Source organism: Arthrobacter sp. 01L42, from assembly GCF_056400005.1.
Window position 1 is genome coordinate 62,136 of the sequence record NZ_JBFTSL010000003.1, and the last position, 15,034, is coordinate 77,169.

Here is a 15,034-nt window from a genome sequence, read left to right on the forward strand (position 1 = left end):
ACGACCGGTCTACCGAAAGGAAGTACAAAGATGGGAATTCTCGCTTTTCTCATTCTCGGGCTTATCGCCGGAGCTATCGCCAAGGCGATCCTTCCCGGCCGGCAGGGGGGCGGCTGGCTGATCACACTCGTTGTTGGCGTCGTGGGCGCAATCCTCGGAGGTTGGATCGGCTCGTTGATCTTCGGCGGAGGGCTCGCTGACTTCTTTGACCTGCGGACCTGGCTCCTCTCCATCCTCGGGGCCGTTATTGTGCTCCTGATCTATGGGGCTCTTGCCGGGCGCAGGACCAGGGCGTAGCAGCCTCGATCCTCCGGATGCAGGGTTGCCGCTGAGGGCGCCCTGCGACTTCTGCCAGACGGTTGCGGGCCGGCCCCGGAACACGCCGGGAGGAAACTCCCGGCGTTTCTCGGCCCGCGCCGCCGAGTGCAACCTCATGACGTTTCACCTCATGCCGGGCGCCCGCCCGCAGCGCCTCGTCGAGAACAAGCATTGAAAGCCTCCGGGCGCAGCTCCGGCGGCCGGTTCCGGCGTCGCAGTCGTTAGTGGTAGTCGCCAAAGCGGCAGAAGTCATTGCTCCGCGCGCATCCGCCACCATGCGACCAGAGATGCTAAACAGCAAGGAGATAGACATGGACAACCTATTCCGCCGCACGGGCATCGACGTGCCCGAACCAGTCCGGCGCTTCCTGCAAGGCGAGACGGACACCTGGCTCAGGGTCGAGGAATACCGGGACGGAAACACCTTGGTGGTCAGAACCGATATCCCCGGCATCGACCCGGACAAGGACATCGATATCACCGTCACCGAGGGCAACTTGAATATCGCTGCCCGGCGCACGGAACCCGCGCACAAGGATCAACCGGGTTACCGAAGCGAAGTGCGGTACGGCGAATATTCGCGAAGCGTCCCGCTGCCCCGCGGCGCGGACCCTGACACCGTCGAGGCCAGCTACATCGACGGTGTCTTGGAAATCCGCGCCCAAATCCCGGAGCAGTCCGGACCGTCCGCCACGAAAGTCCACGTCTCCCGCGGTGGAAACCAGTCACCGGAAGCACCAGAGAACTTCGTGACTTGAACGGCATTTCCGGCACTCGACTCGCCCGGCACCCACCAGCGACCGCGGGTGCCTTCTGGCAGGGCGAAGGGGGCCATCGGTATTGGTTCACCGGTGCCCAGCCTCGCCGCGGCCTCCGCAGCCCCCGCCTCCGAAAATTGCCACAGAGCGGAAACCATCTCATGACTATCAAGATCAACGACGCGGCGCTGCGTCATGCTCGGCAGCTCATCAAGGACTCGAGGTTTGCCCGGGATACCCGTGACGATTGGAGCGAGCACGCGCCCGACGCTGAGACAGAAAATGCATTCATCGACAAGCACGGGTACAAGGAGTACGGCACGTGGCATCTGGGCGAAGACGCCGAGAAGACGCACGACACGAAGGGGCGCTACAGCTTTCCCTTCGGTGATTTCCGCCGGCTGCATCGCTGCGCGATTCTCGCCATCCAGAGCCGGGCCGCCCAGAATAACTACGATGACGTCGCCGCCGCAGCGAAGTCTCTGCTCGACGAACTGGACCAAGACTAGACCTGGTCCAGCACAATTCTCTCTCCGCCATCGCCTCGCGCAAGGACCCCACCTGTACGGCCCGGAATGCCCGCCGCGGGTGTCCTCACCGTGCCGTCTCTTGGGGGCCGGGCTTCCCCACGCGCCCTCCGGCGGAGCCCAACCACCGGGAGCTCACCTATTCATAAGGGGGCTTCCTAATCCAGCCGGGCTCGTGATATAACACGAAAAACGGCGCGGGAGAACGCCGTGCGCAACGGGACCGGTCCCAGCCTCCTCATCGAATGGCGGCGCATTCCATTGGACATTTCCCACCGGCTCCAAGCCGGACTGGCGGTGGCGACAACGTTCATCCCCAGTCTGCGCTCCCTTTCGACTTCAGGCCCCCGCTCGCGAAGGTCTCGCGCAGGACCCCAACCTTGCCAGAACTGCGGGTCGGCCTCGGAAAACCTCAGCTGAGCGCACTGCCGACTAATCATCGCCCCCTCCCGTGGTTCGCATTGCCGCGTACGCTTCCCAAGCACCGGACAGCACCAAAGCGACCTGTCCGGTACCGGCCGGCGACCCATCAAGGGCTCCCGATCGGACCCACTATTTCAACCTAAGAGATCCAAGGAGACGTCATGCTCACCACCGAACAAATTGACCGTCTGCTCAGCCAAGGCGCAAATGTCCTGTCGGGAGACGGAGAAAAGATCGGCTCCATCGGCCAGGTCTTCGTAGACAACGAAGCCGGACAGCCCAGCTGGGTAACCGTTCGTACGGGCCTGTTCGGGATGTCCGAATCATTTGTTCCCCTCGAGGGTGCTCGACTGGAGGGCAATGACATCGTCGTCCCGTACAACAAAAATCAGGTCAAGGACGCGCCAAGGATCGACGCCGATCGGCCTCTGGAGCCTGCCGAGGAAGATCGGCTCTACCAGCATTACCGGATGGACAGCGGACGCACCTACACGGACGCGGATACAGCTGACGCAGCATCCGCCACACGACAGGACGCCTCCGGAACGGACCGCGCCGAGACGCGCGACGCCACGGGCACAGCGGGATACGGCACAGCGACACCCACCACCGACGCCGCCCGGGCAGCCACCCCACCACAGGACACCACCGATACCGACCGCGCCCAAACCCGTGACGCCACCGGCACCACCGGATACGGCACCACCGCGCCGGCCACCGACGCCGCCACGCCACCCACGACACGGCAGGACACCACCGACACGGACCGCGCCGAAACCCGCGACGCCGCCGGCACAGCCGGATACGGCACCACCACGCCGGCCACCGACACCGCCCCTACCCCAGCCACACCACAGGACACCGATAAGGACCGCGCCGAAACCCGCGACGCCACGGGCCGGGGGCGCCTGCGCAAATACGTCACGACGGAAACCGTCACCAGGACGGTGCCAGTGCAGCGCGAAGAGGTTCGTATCGAGCGGGAACCGATTGCCGAGGAAGACCGCGACGAGGTCTCGAACCGTCCGGCCAGCGACGACGAGGTAATCCTTCACGAAGAGCGAGTCATAGTGACCAAGGAGACCGTCCCGGTTGAACGGGTCCGCATCGTTACTGAAACGGTCGCAGATGAAGTCACCATCCGTGAGAAGGTCCACAAGGAACACTTTGACGGCGAGGACAGCGAGGGATCAGAGGGCTCCGAGGGAACCGACGCCAGCCGCGGCTGAACATGCGGATTGTTTTAGATGCCCGGGGCAAGGGCTGCGACCCATAGCCCCGGGCATTTTGTTGTCGGAACGGGGGTGCGAGCGATTGGTGGCCCCCCGGCCACACCCCTCGGCCGGTTGGATTAACTGGATCCCCTGCCCACCGGTACGGCTATGGCCTCTCGCCTGCGGCAGTGCCAGTATGTTGGGAATCAGGCTGAACCACGGAGCCCCGGCTCCGGGCGGAAAGGACTCGAGGTCATGACCTACATCAACAACTTCGACGATGTGGGGCGCGGCGACGCCGCCGTGGCAGGCGGCAAGGGCGTCGGACTGGGCGGCCTCAGCCAGGGAGGACTGCCGGTCCCGCCGGGGTTCGTGCTGAACACCGCAGCCTACGCGGATTATGTGACTGCCAACCATCTCGAGGCCGGCATCCATGAACTTGCCGTACTGTCGCAACACGCGGCACCACAGGACTATGAGGATGCCTCGAAGCGGATTCGTGCCCTGTTCACCGGCGGAACCATGCCGGCCGCGATCGCGGCGGAACTCGGCGCCGCCTACGGGAGTCTCGGCAGCAGGGACCTAGCCGTGGCGGTGCGCTCCTCCGCCACGGCCGAGGATCTCGCCTCGGCCAGTTTCGCCGGGCAGCAGGACACCTACCTCAACGTCCGCGGGGCGGAGGCCCTGGCCGCGGCCGTGACCGATTGCTGGGCTTCCCTGTGGACGGCGCGCGCCATAGCCTACCGCGCCCGTGAAGGCATCGGGCCGGACGCGGTACGCCTCGCCGTCGTGGTCCAGCGGATGGTCGAGGCCGAGGCAGCCGGGGTGATGTTCACCGCCAATCCGGCCAACGGGCGCCGCGACCAGACAGTGATCAGCGCCGCATGGGGCCTGGGCGAGTCCGTCGTCAGCGGATCGGTCACCACGGACGACGTCGTCGTCGAAGCTGGGACGGGCCGTGTGCTGTCGCGCCGGACGGCTGACAAGGAGGTCATGACTGTCTACGCGGACCGCGGCACCCTGGAGCAGCCGGTGCCGGCGGTCCGCCGTCGCCAGCCCGTACTGGACGACCGGGCGGCGGCCGAACTGGCTGGCTGCGGAACACGGATTGCGGAACATTTCGGGACGCCGCAGGATATCGAATGGGCACGGGCCGGTGGCGAGTTCTTCATCCTGCAATCTCGGCCCATCACCGCACTGCCCGAGCCGGCAGCCGACATCCCGGACACGTGGACGGTGCCGTACCGGCACGGGCTCTACTTCCGGGCGAGCATCGTGGAACAGTTGCCCGACCCGCTCTCGCCGCTGTTCGCCGACCTCATTGACGGCTCGGTGTCCCGGTCGCTGAGGGCCCTGATGGCCGGCGCCGTCGGCAAGGACGTCATCCGCGAGGACGACGTCGGACTGCCCACCATTAACGGCTACGCCTATTACTACTACCGCAACTCGGGAATGTGGCGGGTGATGGGCAAGTCGCTGACCGCGATGCGCGCGCTGGCCCGCGGCAAGGCGCACATGGGAGTGGCCGGCTGGCGGGAATTCTCGCATCCCCGTTACGAGGAGCTGATTAAGGACTGGTCGGCGAAGCCCGTCGGGGAGCTCTCCGGCGAGGAACTGCTGGAGGGTGTGCAGACACTGCTGGACGCCGGCACCGTGTACTACACGGCCGTGCAGTCCGTCATTCCGATCGCCGCAACCAGCGAAATCTCCTTCCGGGCCTATTACGACAAGTTCGTGCGGCGCGACGGGGATCCCCCCGCCCTGACGTTCCTCCTCGGCTACGACAGCGAACCCATCCGGGCAGAGAAGTCGCTGTACGACCTCGCGGCCTGGGCCCGGGACGTGCCGGGGCTGGCCCCGGCGATCCTCAACGCCCCCACCGCTGCGCTGGCCGGGCCGCAACGCACCGGGTCCACGCCTGCCGGAGTGGACCCGGCACCCTGGCAGCAATGGCAGGCCCGCTTCCAGGAGCACCTCGGCCGGTTCGGCCATGCGGTCTATAACCTGGACTTCGTCAGTCCGGTGCCTGCTGACGATCCCTCGCCGCTGCTGGAGACCGTGAAGTTTTACCTGCGGGGACATGGCAATGACCCCTACGAGCGCCAGCGGCTCTCGGCCGCCCGTCGCGAAGATGAAACCAGCCAAACCATCGCCCGGCTCGGGCCGAGGCGCCGGACCGCATTCCTTCGGCTGCTTCGGTGGGCGCAAAGTGCGGCTCCGATCCGCGAGGACGCCCTGGCCGACGTCGGGCTGGCGTGGCCGCTGCTGCGGCGGATGCTGTTCGAGCTCGGACGACGGCTCGTCGGCTCCGCTGTCATCGCCGAGCCCGCCGACGTCTTCTGGCTGCGCCACCGGGAGTTGCGCAGCGCCGTCGAGTTCGGCCTTGCCGGGTCGGGCACACCGGCAGCCGTGGCAATTACCGGGGCAGACCGGCCCGTCCGCGCCGGCGCCGTCGAGGAGCGCAAGATGCTGTGGCGGGGCCAGGCCAAGGCCGCTGCCCCGCAACTGTTGCCGGAGAGCCGGTGGATGGAGCGGGCCTTCGGCTCAATGATGCCGGCAGGCCCACGGGACCAGCTCGGCGACGTCATCAAGGGCGTCGGCGCCAGCGCCGGCCGGGTCACCGCCTCGGCCCGCGTCCTGAGGGGCCCGCAGGATTTCGGTCTGATGGAGCCCGGGGACGTCCTGGTAGCCCGCATCACCACCCCGGCCTGGACCTCGCTGTTCGCGATGGCCTCCGCCGTGGTGACCGACGTCGGCGGGCCGTTGAGCCACAGCTCGATCGTGGCCCGCGAGTACGGCATCCCGGCCGTGCTTGGCACAGGCGTGGCCACCCAGCGGCTCACCAGCGGCCAACGGATCCGCGTTGACGGCGACGCCGGCACCGTCACGGTCGCAGACTGACCGCGTTCTCAGGACAGTTCCCCGAGTTCCGCCGACCACGGAGGATTGGCGCCCTTCCGGGAGCAGGTGATCGCCGCTGCACGGTTCGCGTACGAGGCGACTGCGTGGAGCTGATCCAGGGTCAGGGTCTGCAGTTGCCGTCTTCCCTCCGCCCCGAGCGCTCCAAGTTTGGCGAGTCCGGAAATAAGCCCCGCCATGAAGGAATCACCGGCGCCCACAGTATCTGACACTCGGATCGGTTCAGCTGCCATCTCGACCCGCCCGTTTCCGGACAGGATGACCGGGCCTGAGGCTCCGCGCGTCAGGGCCACCACCGCCGGCCCCAGTTCCAGCCAGGCCTGCAGGGATTCTTCCGGTGCCCGGTCCGGGTAGAGCCAGCGCAGGTCTTCGTCGCTGGCTTTGACAATGTCGCTCGCCGCCACGAACACTTCCGCCTGCCGGCGTGCCGCAGCCGCATCGGGACTGATCGCGGGCCGGCAATTGGGATCGAAACTGGTCGTCGCGTGCTCCCGGGCGGCCTCTACCAGGGCAAGGGTGGCCTGCTCCCCCGGCGGGAGCACTGTAGCGATAGATCCCGTGTGGATGTGGGTGGAACCTTTGACGGCAGCGAGGGCCGGGAGGGACGCCCCACTGATTGCCCAGGTGATCGAGAAGGCGTATTCGGCGGCACCGTCAGATCCCAGGGTGGCGAGGGCCGTAGATGTGGCCGCGCTTCCGCCGTTGATCACCTGGACGCCGTTCGTTTGCAGATGCTCTTCCAGCAGGTGTCCGTGCGGGTCAAGGCCATAGTGGGTCACCAGGATTGTCCTGAGGTCGAGGCGCGCAGCCCCCACTGCCACGTTGAGGGGGCTGCCCCCGGGGTGGGCCTGGCCGCCGGCAGGACCGCGGGGGTCGCGGATGATGTCGACAAGGGATTCGCCAATGACCGTCAGGACACCGTCCCCCGCGGGGAGGCGGGGCGCTGGGGTGGCGTCGGTGATGCGCATCAGCGGCCCGGGTAGACGACAGTTTTGAGCTGACCGGCCTGCTTGCCCGCTTTGAGTGCTTCTTCCGAGTCGGCCAGCGCAAACTTGCCGGTCACCAGGATGTCCAGATCTACTTTTCCGTCCGCGATCAGCTGGATGGCCAGCGGCCAGGTGTTGGTGTAGCGGAAGACGCCCGAGAGCCAGATTTCGCGGTTCTGGATGTAGGAGACGGGGAGTTCGACGTTGTCGGCTCCGAGCCCGACCAGGATGACCCGGCCGGCCGGTCCAACGGCTTTGATGCCGGAACGGACGGCCTGCGGGGCGCCGGAGGCGTCAATGAAGGCATCGACGTCGAGCCCTTCGGTACTGTCCGTCAAGGCGTTCAAGGCATGGGTGGCGCCGTGTTCCAGGGCGAAAGCGAGCCTTTCTTCTGCGATGTCCGTGATGTAGATTTCGGTCGCCCCGTAAGCGCGGGCCGCTTGGGCGGCGATGATGCCGATGGGGCCGGCTCCGGCGATCAGGACCCGGCTGCCGGGCTTGATCTGGGCGCGTTCGCAGGCCCAGAGGCCAACGGAGAGTGGTTCGATGAGGGCTGCCGCCTCGTCGCTGACGCTGTCTGGGATGTCGTAAGCGAAGTCGTCCTGGATCCTCACGTATTCGGTGAAAGCTCCGTCGATCGGCGGGGTGGCGTAGAACTCGATGTCCTGGCACAGGTTGTACCGTCCGGCCTTGCACTGCTTGCAGGTGCGGCAGGGCCGTTGGGGTTCGACGGCGACCCGCCGGCCAACGCGGGAGGGGTCCACGTCGCTGCCGACGGCGGCGATGCGTCCGGAGAGCTCGTGGCCCAGGATCAACGGGTGGTCCACGACGAAGTCGCCGATCCGGCCGTGCTCATAGTAATGGACGTCGCTGCCGCACACACCGACGGCGGCGACCTGCACCAGAACCTGGTCCGCGTCCAACTCCGGGACGGACAGTGTTTCCATGGCCATGTCGCCCTGGCGCTTGAGGACGGCGGCGCGCATGGTGGCGGGCACTTCCGGATGTCCGGGGGTGCGGGACTGTGCGGTTGATGTGGTCATCGAAGGGATCCTTTGCGGTTTGTAGAGGCGGTGGCGGGCTATTTGACGGCGCTATTTCACTGCACCCAGGGAGAGACCCTGGACGAGTTTGTCCTGGGCGGCGAACCCTGCGAACAGCACCGGCAGGGAGATCACGACGGCGGCGGCGCAGACCTTGGCAATGAACAGGCCCTGGCCCGAGACAAAGCCGGTGAGGAAGACCGGGGCGGTGCCGGCCACGACGCCGGTGAGGACCCGCGCCAGGAGGAGTTCGTTCCAGCTGAAGATGAAGCAGATCAGCGCGGTGGCGGCGATGCCGGGCATTGCCACCGGGGCGATGACCTTTCGGAGCGTGAGCAGCAGGGTGGCGCCGTCGATCTGGGCGGCCTCAAGCATTTCGACGGGCACTTCGGCAAGGAAGGACCGCATCATCCACACGGCGATGGGCAGGTTCATCGAGGTGTACATCAGGACCAGGAACCAGATGTTATCCAGCGCGCCGGCGGTTTTGGCGAAGAGGTAGAGCGGCAGGACTGCGGCGACGACGGGCATCATCTTCGTGGAGAGGAAGAAGAACAGAACGTCGGTCCACTTTTTCACCGGCCGGATTGACAGGGCGTACGCGGCGGGGATGGCCAGCAGCAGGACCAGGACGGTGGAGAAGATCGAGGCGGTGGCGGAGTTAATCAGCGACGGCCAGGGGCTGACGCCGGAAGTTGCGCCGAAGAACTCCTTGTAGGCGTCCAGGTTAAGGTCGGCGGCGATCGACGGCGGGTTGGTGGCGGCGTCAATTTCGGAGTGGAATGAGGTCAGGATCATCCACAGGACCGGCACCGCGAACAGCAGGGCCAGCAGCCAGGCGGCAAGGCCGGCGGCGGTGTTGTTGCGGGTGGGGTCCATGCGTGACTTGCCCCGGCGTCGTGATCCCGTGGTCGGGGTGGACGGGGTGGGGACTGATGACTTGGGCCCGGCGGGGGTGAGGGTGCTCATCGTGCTGCCTCCTTCTTGAAGAGCGAGAATACGGTGCGGAGTGCGAAGGTCGCCACGAAGATGGTGCCGATGACCACCACGACGCCGGCCGCTGAGGCCAGGCCGTATTCGTTGGCGTAATAGAACGTCTCGTAGATGGCGTAGGGCAGGTTGGCCGTGCCGAGGCCGCCGGAGGTGATGACGAAGGTGGCGTCGAAGTTCTGCACGATATAGATGGCCCCGAGCAGTCCACCGAGTTCCAGATACTGGCGCAGGTGCGGGAGGGTGAGATGGCGGAAAATTGCCCAGGGAGTGGCACCGTCCATCTGGGCAGCTTCAACGGTGTCCATGGGTCGGGACTGCAGGCCGGCGAGCAGGATGAGCATCATGAACGGGGTCCACTGCCAGACCAGGGAGACGATGATGGCCATCAGGGGTGCCGACGACAGCAGGTCCGGCTGCGGCGGGGCGTCGGAGCCGAAGAGCGACCAGATCCAGGTGAGGGAGCCGTTGATCAGACCGTAAACCGGGTTGAGGATGGCGTGCTTCCAGATGAGCGCAGCCGCGACCGGAACGATGAGGAAGGGTGCGATCAGCAGAGTCCGGGCCAGGCCCCGGCCAATGAACTTCTTGTCCAGGAGCAGGGCCAGGCCGAGGCCGAGGACCAGGCTGACCAGGACCACCGAGACGGTCTCGACGATGGTGGTGAGGATTGCCTGGAGCATGTACGGGTCGGTGACCACCTGGATGTAGTTCTCGAACCCGGCGAATCCGGTCTTGTCCGGGCTCAGGCTGTTCCAGTTCATGAACGAAATGATCAGGGTCACCACGAATGGAAGCTGGGTGACGATGATGAGGAAGATCAGGGCCGGCAGCAGCGGTGCCCGCCGTGCCCAAGCCACTGCGCGTTCCCGCGCCCTGGCGTTCCTGGATGGTTTGGCTGTGCTGCTCCCTTGCCGGGAGACGCGCGCCGTTTCGGTAGTCATAATGTTCTCCTGCGGTTGGGTTGTTACTTCTTGTACTTGTCGCCGACTTTTTGTGCGGCTTCCTGGCCCTTGGCCACCGCATCGGCAACGGAGCCCTGGCCGGCGATGGCGGAGCTCACACCTTGGGACACCCGGGTGCCCAGGGCCGCGAACTCGGGAATACCGACGAACTGGATGCCGACCGCCGGCCGCGGCTGGACACCGGGGTTGGTCGGATCCGCGTTCTCAATAGCGAAGCGTTCGGCCTTGAAGAACGGCGCGGCCTGCTGGAACTCGGTGTTTTCGTACGTGGAAATGCGCTTACCGGACGGGACCTTGGACCAGCCGAGCTTGGACGCGACCAGTTCCTCGTAATTCTTCGAGCTGGCCCAGGCGATAAATTTGGCGGCAGCGTCCTGTTTCTTGGAGGCCGCCTGCATCGCCCAGGACCAGGTCCACAGCCAGCCGGAGGACTTGGTCTCTTTCACGGGCGCCTGGGCATAACCAATCTTTCCCTTCACGGGAGAGGCCTCGGCTTCCAGGGCACCGGCCGCGGAGGTGGCGTCGTACCACATGGCGACCTTGCTTTGGCTCATGTTGTTCAGGCATTCCGTGAACCCGGCCTGGGCGGCGCCCGCTTCACCGTGCTCCCGCACCAGCTTGGTGTAGAACTCCGTGGCTGCGGTGAATTCGGGGGCGTTGACCTTCGCATTCCAGTCCTTGTCGAACCAGGTCCCGCCGAAGGTGTTCACCACGGTGGTCAGTGGTGCGAAGACCTGGCCCCAGCCGGGCTGGCCGCGCAGGCAGATGCCCTTCATCCCTGGCGTCGCCCCGTCAGCCTTGGCGGCGAGGTCGGCGACCTGGTCCCAGGTCGGCTTCTCCGGCATAGTCAGTCCTTTGGCGTCGAAGATGTCCTTCCGGTACATCAGGAAGGAGGATTCCCCGTAGAAAGGTTCGCCGTAGAGTTTGCCGTCCGTGCCGGTCAGCGACGCCGTGTAGGCCGGCAGGATGTCCGCCTGGTTGAACTCGGCATCCTTGGCCACGTTGTCCAGCGGTGCCAGCCACCCGTTGGCGGAATAGAACGGGATCTCGTAGTTGGACAGTGACGCAATGTCGTACTGGCCGGCCTGGCTTGAGAACTCCTGGCTGATCTTGGCGCGGACGTCGTTTTCCGGCAAGACGGTGTAGTTGACCCGGATGCCGGTTTCCTTCGTGAAGTTATCAGCGGTGAGCCGCTGCAGGTCCTCCATCTGGGGGTTATTGACCATCAGGACATTGATGCTGTTCGGGTCGCCTGCGGAATTGCCGCCGCCGGCGCCTGCACAGGCCGAGGCGCTGAGTGCCGCGCACAGGGCGCCTGCCGCCATGGCGACGCGTGTTTTAGCGCGCATTAAGGACTCCTTTGTTCTTCAGGGGGTGCGATGCTGCCCTACTCCGATTGCTATGTCGGGGTGCGGGGCGGTGAGCGGGACGAGGGCCTCAATGCCTGGTTCCTCGCTGGTGTTCCTCAAGATTAGGCTTGTGGCATAGGGCACAACTAGCGCGATGCTTGCAGAATTCTGATACTAATTTTCCGGGGGCGGCCCCGTCCGGGCGCTATTCTGGGAAGACTCGGCACAGATGCCGCACATTTGTCATGATCCGAACGCAGGGAGAACCACGATGAGCGCGGCGGACCCAGGCGGCGGCTCGGCCATCAATGACGGCGCAGCGGCCAGGCTTGCCGAAAGACTCCTGGGGATGCGGGCCAACCGTGAGGTGATTCCGGAAGACCCCAACCATTCCGTGCGCTGGCACGAGCACGACTACCCCAGCCCGGTCGCACGTTGGAACTACCATCCTGAATACGAGCTGCACCTTATCCGGAAGGGCACCGGAAAGTTCATCGTGGGAGACCACATCGGCACTTTCGAGGCCGGGCACCTGGCCCTGGTGGGTTCGGGGCTGCCGCACGACTGGGTCAGCGACCTGAGACCCGGAGAAGTGCTTCAGGGCAGGGACGTCCTTATTCAGTTCGACGGAAAATGGGTGGAGAGGGCCGCCTCGATTCTGCCGGAAATGGCCGAGGTCAAACTCTTGCTGGAGCAGTCCTCGCGCGGGATCGAGTTCCTCGGACGATCAGCCCGTGCCGCCGCCGTTTCCCTGGAGGCGATGGGGACCTCCACCGGATTGCAGCGGCTTCAGCATCTCTTTGACGTGTTGGCGATTCTTTCGCGTGCGCCAGAGTCCGAACGGCGCTACCTCGCCGACGAATGGTTCAGGCCGCAACTGGACGGGCAGGCCGCGGCGGTGGTGGACCTCGTCCTCGAGTATGTCTTCAGCAACCACGCCGGCAGCGTCAGGATGTCCGAGGCGGCGGCGCTGGTGGGTATGTCGGAACCGACATTTTCGAAGTATTTCAAGCGCGCGACCGGCCAGAATTTCAGTGATCTGGTGCGCAAACTTCGGCTGGCCCACGCCCGCCGCCTGCTGGAGCGGAGCGACAAATCGATCTCGGACATCTGCTACGAAGTGGGTTTCACGAACCTGTCCAACTTCAACCGGCATTTCCGCAATGACGCAGGCGAAACCCCCCGGGACTATCGTCAGCGGGTGCAGAACTGACGGCAACAGCGCGGGGTTCTGCACTCTCCGCCCCGGGGCGCGCGAGCTGGTCACCATGGCCCGGCGGTGGGCATCGGCGGTAGATTGTGGGCATGGGACAGGCTTCCTCGGGCCGCCGGGATTTATTCGCTGATCGGATCTTGGGCGTGGCGGAGTTCAGTCACGCGCATTGGTTTTTCGGCAATCTCTATGAGGTCCTCGTCAAAATCCCGCACCGCGTCGCGGCGGCGGAAGCAAGCCGTGAACTGCCCCGCTCGCCCTTTGGGGCGGGAAGCCCGGGCCGTTATTACGCACCGATTGCACCGATCAATGCGCCGGCGGCAATCGGTGCCCTCGTGGCAGGCTGGAATCATGCCGACAGCAGGCCATGGCTGCTAGTCGCTGCGGCCAGCTCGACGACGGGTGCGGCCGCGACCGCCTATCTGCTCCGGTCCATCAACCCCGACCTGTTCTTCAGCCCGCAACCGCTCAGTGAGACGCGCCGCAACCCCCTGCTGAAGCGGTGGTACAGGGTCCACGCCCTCAGGCTCGCCGCCAGCGCAGTTGCCCTGGCCGCCATCCACGAGGCCCGAACACTCCGGCTCCGAAACCGCGGATAACAGCCAGGCGCCGCAACCTGAAGGAGATCTTCATGGGCAAGCTGACAGTGACTTCACCGCCGGCACATTCAACGCCATGCCGAAGTATGTCGTGTCGACCACGCTGGACCACGCCGGCTGGAACAACAGCACGATTATCGCCGACGACATACCCGGCCAGGTCCGCGAGCTTCGCGAGCGGGAGAACGGGCGTGGCAAGAAAATGCTGCCGGAGGACGGAACCCGGCACACATTGCGGATCGTCGAACTTGAACTCCTCGAAGGCGGGATGCTGGCCCTCCGAATGGCGCCGGCAGGGTCCTAAGGAGAGCACATCAGAGGATGCGCCTAGCTATCGCGCTTGGGTGCCGCCCGGACATGGGTGCGCTGACCTTGTTTGCCGATAAGGCTGAGGAATTCGACCGGACCGGCGCTGGTTGCGCCGAACCAGTGCGGGGTTCGGGTGTCGAACTCCACGGCTTCGCCGGGCCTGAGGATCAGGTCATGTTCACCGAGGACCAGGCGCAAGGTGCCATTGAGGACATAGGCCCAGTCGTAGCCTTCGTGGGTACGCAGCTGAGGCTCCTGCCCATCCCTGCCCTTGGGGAAGATGAACTTGTAGGCCTGAATGCCGCCTGGGCGTCGCGTGAGAGGCAAGATCGTCGACCCGTCCGGACCGGCGACGGGACGCAGATTGAGCCGGGGGTCGCCGGTCGGCGGCGCATCGACGAGTTCGTCGAGGGTTACCCCGTGCACGCGGGCCAGCGGGAGCAGCTGCTCGAGAGTGGGCCGCCGCAGGCCTGCTTCGAGTCTGGAGAGTGTGCTGGCGGAGATGCCTGTCTGCTCGGCGAGGTCTGCGAGGGTGACGTCCCGGCGGAGTCGCAGGCGCTTGAGGCGCGGCCCGACGGCGCTGAGTGTGTGGTCGAGATCGTCATTCATGAGGCTATTTTGCCATTCGGCAATACCGCTTGCACATCCACCTGCCGGCCCGGGAGCATGGAATCTGAAGGCACATCAGATCGTAAGGGGTTCCACATGGCCGGGACGGCAAAGACATCGCCAGGGGAAGCAGCGGGCGGACGCGACGGTGACGCGATGACGCACAGCTTCGACAAGGACTACTGGCAACAGCACTGGGAGCATGCCCACGATCCCGCCCAGGCAGATTCGGGAGGGGCTGCCCCGAACCCGCATCTCATCCGCGAAACCAGCGGAATCGCACCGGGAACAGCGCTGGATGCCGGGTGTGGGACAGGGGCAGAGGCGACCTGGCTCGCCGCGCACGGCTGGCAGGTCACCGGCGCCGACATCTCCGGCGCTGCCCTCGCCCAAGCGGCCGAGCGTGCCGAAGGGCAGCCTATGTCCGGCAAGGTGACCTGGGTCGAGGCGGACCTGACGTCATGGGAACCGGGAGATCGGTTCGACCTTGTGACCACCCACTACGCTCATCCGGCGATGCCGCAGCTTGCCTTCTACGAACGCATCTCGGATTGGGTAGCCCCCGGCGGCACGCTGTTGATCGTCGGGCACCTGCACGCTCCCGCCTCCCCGGGGCACGGGCACCGCCCGCCCCCGGAAGCGACTGTCACCCTCGCGGACATCACCGGGGGTCTCAACGCTGCCGTATGGAGCATCACGAGTGCCGAGGAGATCACGCGGACACTCCCCGGACCCGGTGACCGTGCGTTGCCGCGGCAAGACGTCGTCGTGCGTGCCACCCGGCGCGGGTGACCTCACAGTTTCCGCCGCGC

At 65.7% G+C, this 15,034-nt stretch carries 15 protein-coding genes; 9 read left to right on the top strand and 6 right to left on the bottom strand.

The genetic code is table 11. The features are described from left to right. The first annotated feature begins 30 nt into the window (after nucleotides 1-30). From AC1DN2_RS03420 to AC1DN2_RS03440, 5 genes are all read left to right on the top strand, one after another. Entirely contained in the window at nucleotides 31-297 is a 267-nt protein-coding gene (locus tag AC1DN2_RS03420) for a GlsB/YeaQ/YmgE family stress response membrane protein (RefSeq protein ID WP_018773045.1), read from the top strand. A 332-nt stretch (nucleotides 298-629) separates the two neighbouring features. After that, nucleotides 630-1,076 (top strand): Hsp20/alpha crystallin family protein, encoded by a 447-nt coding sequence (locus AC1DN2_RS03425; protein WP_476849222.1) that lies wholly within the window; start codon nucleotides 630-632, stop codon nucleotides 1,074-1,076. 161 nt (nucleotides 1,077-1,237) lie between these two features. Further along, nucleotides 1,238-1,585: a hypothetical protein gene (locus AC1DN2_RS03430; protein ID WP_476849223.1), complete on the top strand. Its 348-nt coding sequence runs from the start codon at nucleotides 1,238-1,240 to the stop codon at nucleotides 1,583-1,585. A gap of 602 nt (nucleotides 1,586-2,187) precedes the next feature. Next, the gene (locus tag AC1DN2_RS03435) at nucleotides 2,188-3,255 is read left to right on the top strand and encodes a PRC and DUF2382 domain-containing protein (RefSeq protein WP_476849224.1); all 1,068 of its coding nucleotides are present in this window, start codon (nucleotides 2,188-2,190) and stop codon (nucleotides 3,253-3,255) included. Between the two features lie 240 nt (nucleotides 3,256-3,495). Beyond that, complete coding sequence (locus tag AC1DN2_RS03440) at nucleotides 3,496-6,141, top strand: PEP/pyruvate-binding domain-containing protein (protein ID WP_476849225.1); 2,646 nt, start codon at nucleotides 3,496-3,498, stop codon at nucleotides 6,139-6,141. Nucleotides 6,142-6,149: 8 nt separating this feature from the next. Here the strand turns inward: AC1DN2_RS03440 and AC1DN2_RS03445 are convergent, their stop codons facing one another. From AC1DN2_RS03445 to AC1DN2_RS03465, 5 genes are read right to left on the bottom strand one after another with little or no spacing between them, the layout of a single operon-like run. Then, nucleotides 6,150-7,127: a carbohydrate kinase family protein gene (locus AC1DN2_RS03445; protein WP_476849226.1), complete on the bottom strand. Its 978-nt coding sequence runs from the start codon at nucleotides 7,125-7,127 to the stop codon at nucleotides 6,150-6,152. After that, on the bottom strand, nucleotides 7,127-8,188 hold the full coding sequence (locus tag AC1DN2_RS03450) for an NAD(P)-dependent alcohol dehydrogenase (protein WP_476849227.1): 1,062 nt from the start codon (nucleotides 8,186-8,188) through the stop codon (nucleotides 7,127-7,129). Before AC1DN2_RS03450 ends, AC1DN2_RS03445 begins: the two co-directional genes overlap by 1 nt. Before the next feature lie 51 nt (nucleotides 8,189-8,239). Next, nucleotides 8,240-9,157, bottom strand: a complete 918-nt coding sequence (locus AC1DN2_RS03455) for a carbohydrate ABC transporter permease (protein ID WP_476849228.1) — start codon at nucleotides 9,155-9,157, stop codon at nucleotides 8,240-8,242. Then, nucleotides 9,154-10,122, bottom strand: a complete 969-nt coding sequence (locus AC1DN2_RS03460; RefSeq protein ID WP_476849229.1) for a carbohydrate ABC transporter permease — start codon at nucleotides 10,120-10,122, stop codon at nucleotides 9,154-9,156. The genes AC1DN2_RS03455 and AC1DN2_RS03460 overlap by 4 nt, the downstream gene beginning before the upstream one ends. Before the next feature lie 23 nt (nucleotides 10,123-10,145). Next, complete coding sequence (locus tag AC1DN2_RS03465) at nucleotides 10,146-11,492, bottom strand: ABC transporter substrate-binding protein (protein WP_476849230.1); 1,347 nt, start codon at nucleotides 11,490-11,492, stop codon at nucleotides 10,146-10,148. A gap of 349 nt (nucleotides 11,493-11,841) precedes the next feature. Between AC1DN2_RS03465 and AC1DN2_RS03470 the strand changes: the two genes are divergently transcribed. From AC1DN2_RS03470 to AC1DN2_RS03480, 3 genes are all read left to right on the top strand, one after another. After that, nucleotides 11,842-12,705 (top strand): AraC family transcriptional regulator, encoded by an 864-nt coding sequence (locus tag AC1DN2_RS03470; protein ID WP_476849231.1) that lies wholly within the window; start codon nucleotides 11,842-11,844, stop codon nucleotides 12,703-12,705. 146 nt (nucleotides 12,706-12,851) lie between these two features. Beyond that, nucleotides 12,852-13,304, top strand: a complete 453-nt coding sequence (locus AC1DN2_RS03475; protein ID WP_476849232.1) for a hypothetical protein — start codon at nucleotides 12,852-12,854, stop codon at nucleotides 13,302-13,304. A gap of 76 nt (nucleotides 13,305-13,380) precedes the next feature. Further along, nucleotides 13,381-13,608: a hypothetical protein gene (locus AC1DN2_RS03480; RefSeq protein ID WP_476849233.1), complete on the top strand. Its 228-nt coding sequence runs from the start codon at nucleotides 13,381-13,383 to the stop codon at nucleotides 13,606-13,608. Between the two features lie 23 nt (nucleotides 13,609-13,631). On the opposite strand, the gene AC1DN2_RS03485 is transcribed toward AC1DN2_RS03480, so the two are convergent. Beyond that, complete coding sequence (locus AC1DN2_RS03485; RefSeq protein WP_476849234.1) at nucleotides 13,632-14,222, bottom strand: helix-turn-helix domain-containing protein; 591 nt, start codon at nucleotides 14,220-14,222, stop codon at nucleotides 13,632-13,634. Nucleotides 14,223-14,318: 96 nt separating this feature from the next. Between AC1DN2_RS03485 and AC1DN2_RS03490 the strand changes: the two genes are divergently transcribed. Further along, entirely contained in the window at nucleotides 14,319-15,014 is a 696-nt protein-coding gene (locus tag AC1DN2_RS03490; protein WP_476849235.1) for a class I SAM-dependent methyltransferase, read from the top strand. Nucleotides 15,015-15,034 lie beyond the last annotated feature (20 nt).

Excerpts from the sequence above, each read along its gene's own strand:
- AC1DN2_RS03420 (WP_018773045.1), top strand. The coding sequence starts at position 31 with ATGGGAATTCTCGCTTTTCTCATTCTCGGGCTTATCGCCGGAGCTATC.
- AC1DN2_RS03425 (WP_476849222.1), top strand. The coding sequence starts at position 630 with ATGGACAACCTATTCCGCCGCACGGGCATCGACGTGCCCGAACCAGTC.
- AC1DN2_RS03430 (WP_476849223.1), top strand. The coding sequence starts at position 1,238 with ATGACTATCAAGATCAACGACGCGGCGCTGCGTCATGCTCGGCAGCTC.
- AC1DN2_RS03435 (WP_476849224.1), top strand. The coding sequence starts at position 2,188 with ATGCTCACCACCGAACAAATTGACCGTCTGCTCAGCCAAGGCGCAAAT.
- AC1DN2_RS03440 (WP_476849225.1), top strand. The coding sequence starts at position 3,496 with ATGACCTACATCAACAACTTCGACGATGTGGGGCGCGGCGACGCCGCC.
- AC1DN2_RS03445 (WP_476849226.1), bottom strand. The coding sequence starts at position 7,127 with ATGCGCATCACCGACGCCACCCCAGCGCCCCGCCTCCCCGCGGGGGAC.
- AC1DN2_RS03450 (WP_476849227.1), bottom strand. The coding sequence starts at position 8,188 with ATGACCACATCAACCGCACAGTCCCGCACCCCCGGACATCCGGAAGTG.
- AC1DN2_RS03455 (WP_476849228.1), bottom strand. The coding sequence starts at position 9,157 with ATGAGCACCCTCACCCCCGCCGGGCCCAAGTCATCAGTCCCCACCCCG.
- AC1DN2_RS03460 (WP_476849229.1), bottom strand. The coding sequence starts at position 10,122 with ATGACTACCGAAACGGCGCGCGTCTCCCGGCAAGGGAGCAGCACAGCC.
- AC1DN2_RS03465 (WP_476849230.1), bottom strand. The coding sequence starts at position 11,492 with ATGCGCGCTAAAACACGCGTCGCCATGGCGGCAGGCGCCCTGTGCGCG.
- AC1DN2_RS03470 (WP_476849231.1), top strand. The coding sequence starts at position 11,842 with ATGCGGGCCAACCGTGAGGTGATTCCGGAAGACCCCAACCATTCCGTG.
- AC1DN2_RS03480 (WP_476849233.1), top strand. The coding sequence starts at position 13,381 with ATGCCGAAGTATGTCGTGTCGACCACGCTGGACCACGCCGGCTGGAAC.
- AC1DN2_RS03485 (WP_476849234.1), bottom strand. The coding sequence starts at position 14,222 with ATGAATGACGATCTCGACCACACACTCAGCGCCGTCGGGCCGCGCCTC.
- AC1DN2_RS03490 (WP_476849235.1), top strand. The coding sequence starts at position 14,319 with ATGGCCGGGACGGCAAAGACATCGCCAGGGGAAGCAGCGGGCGGACGC.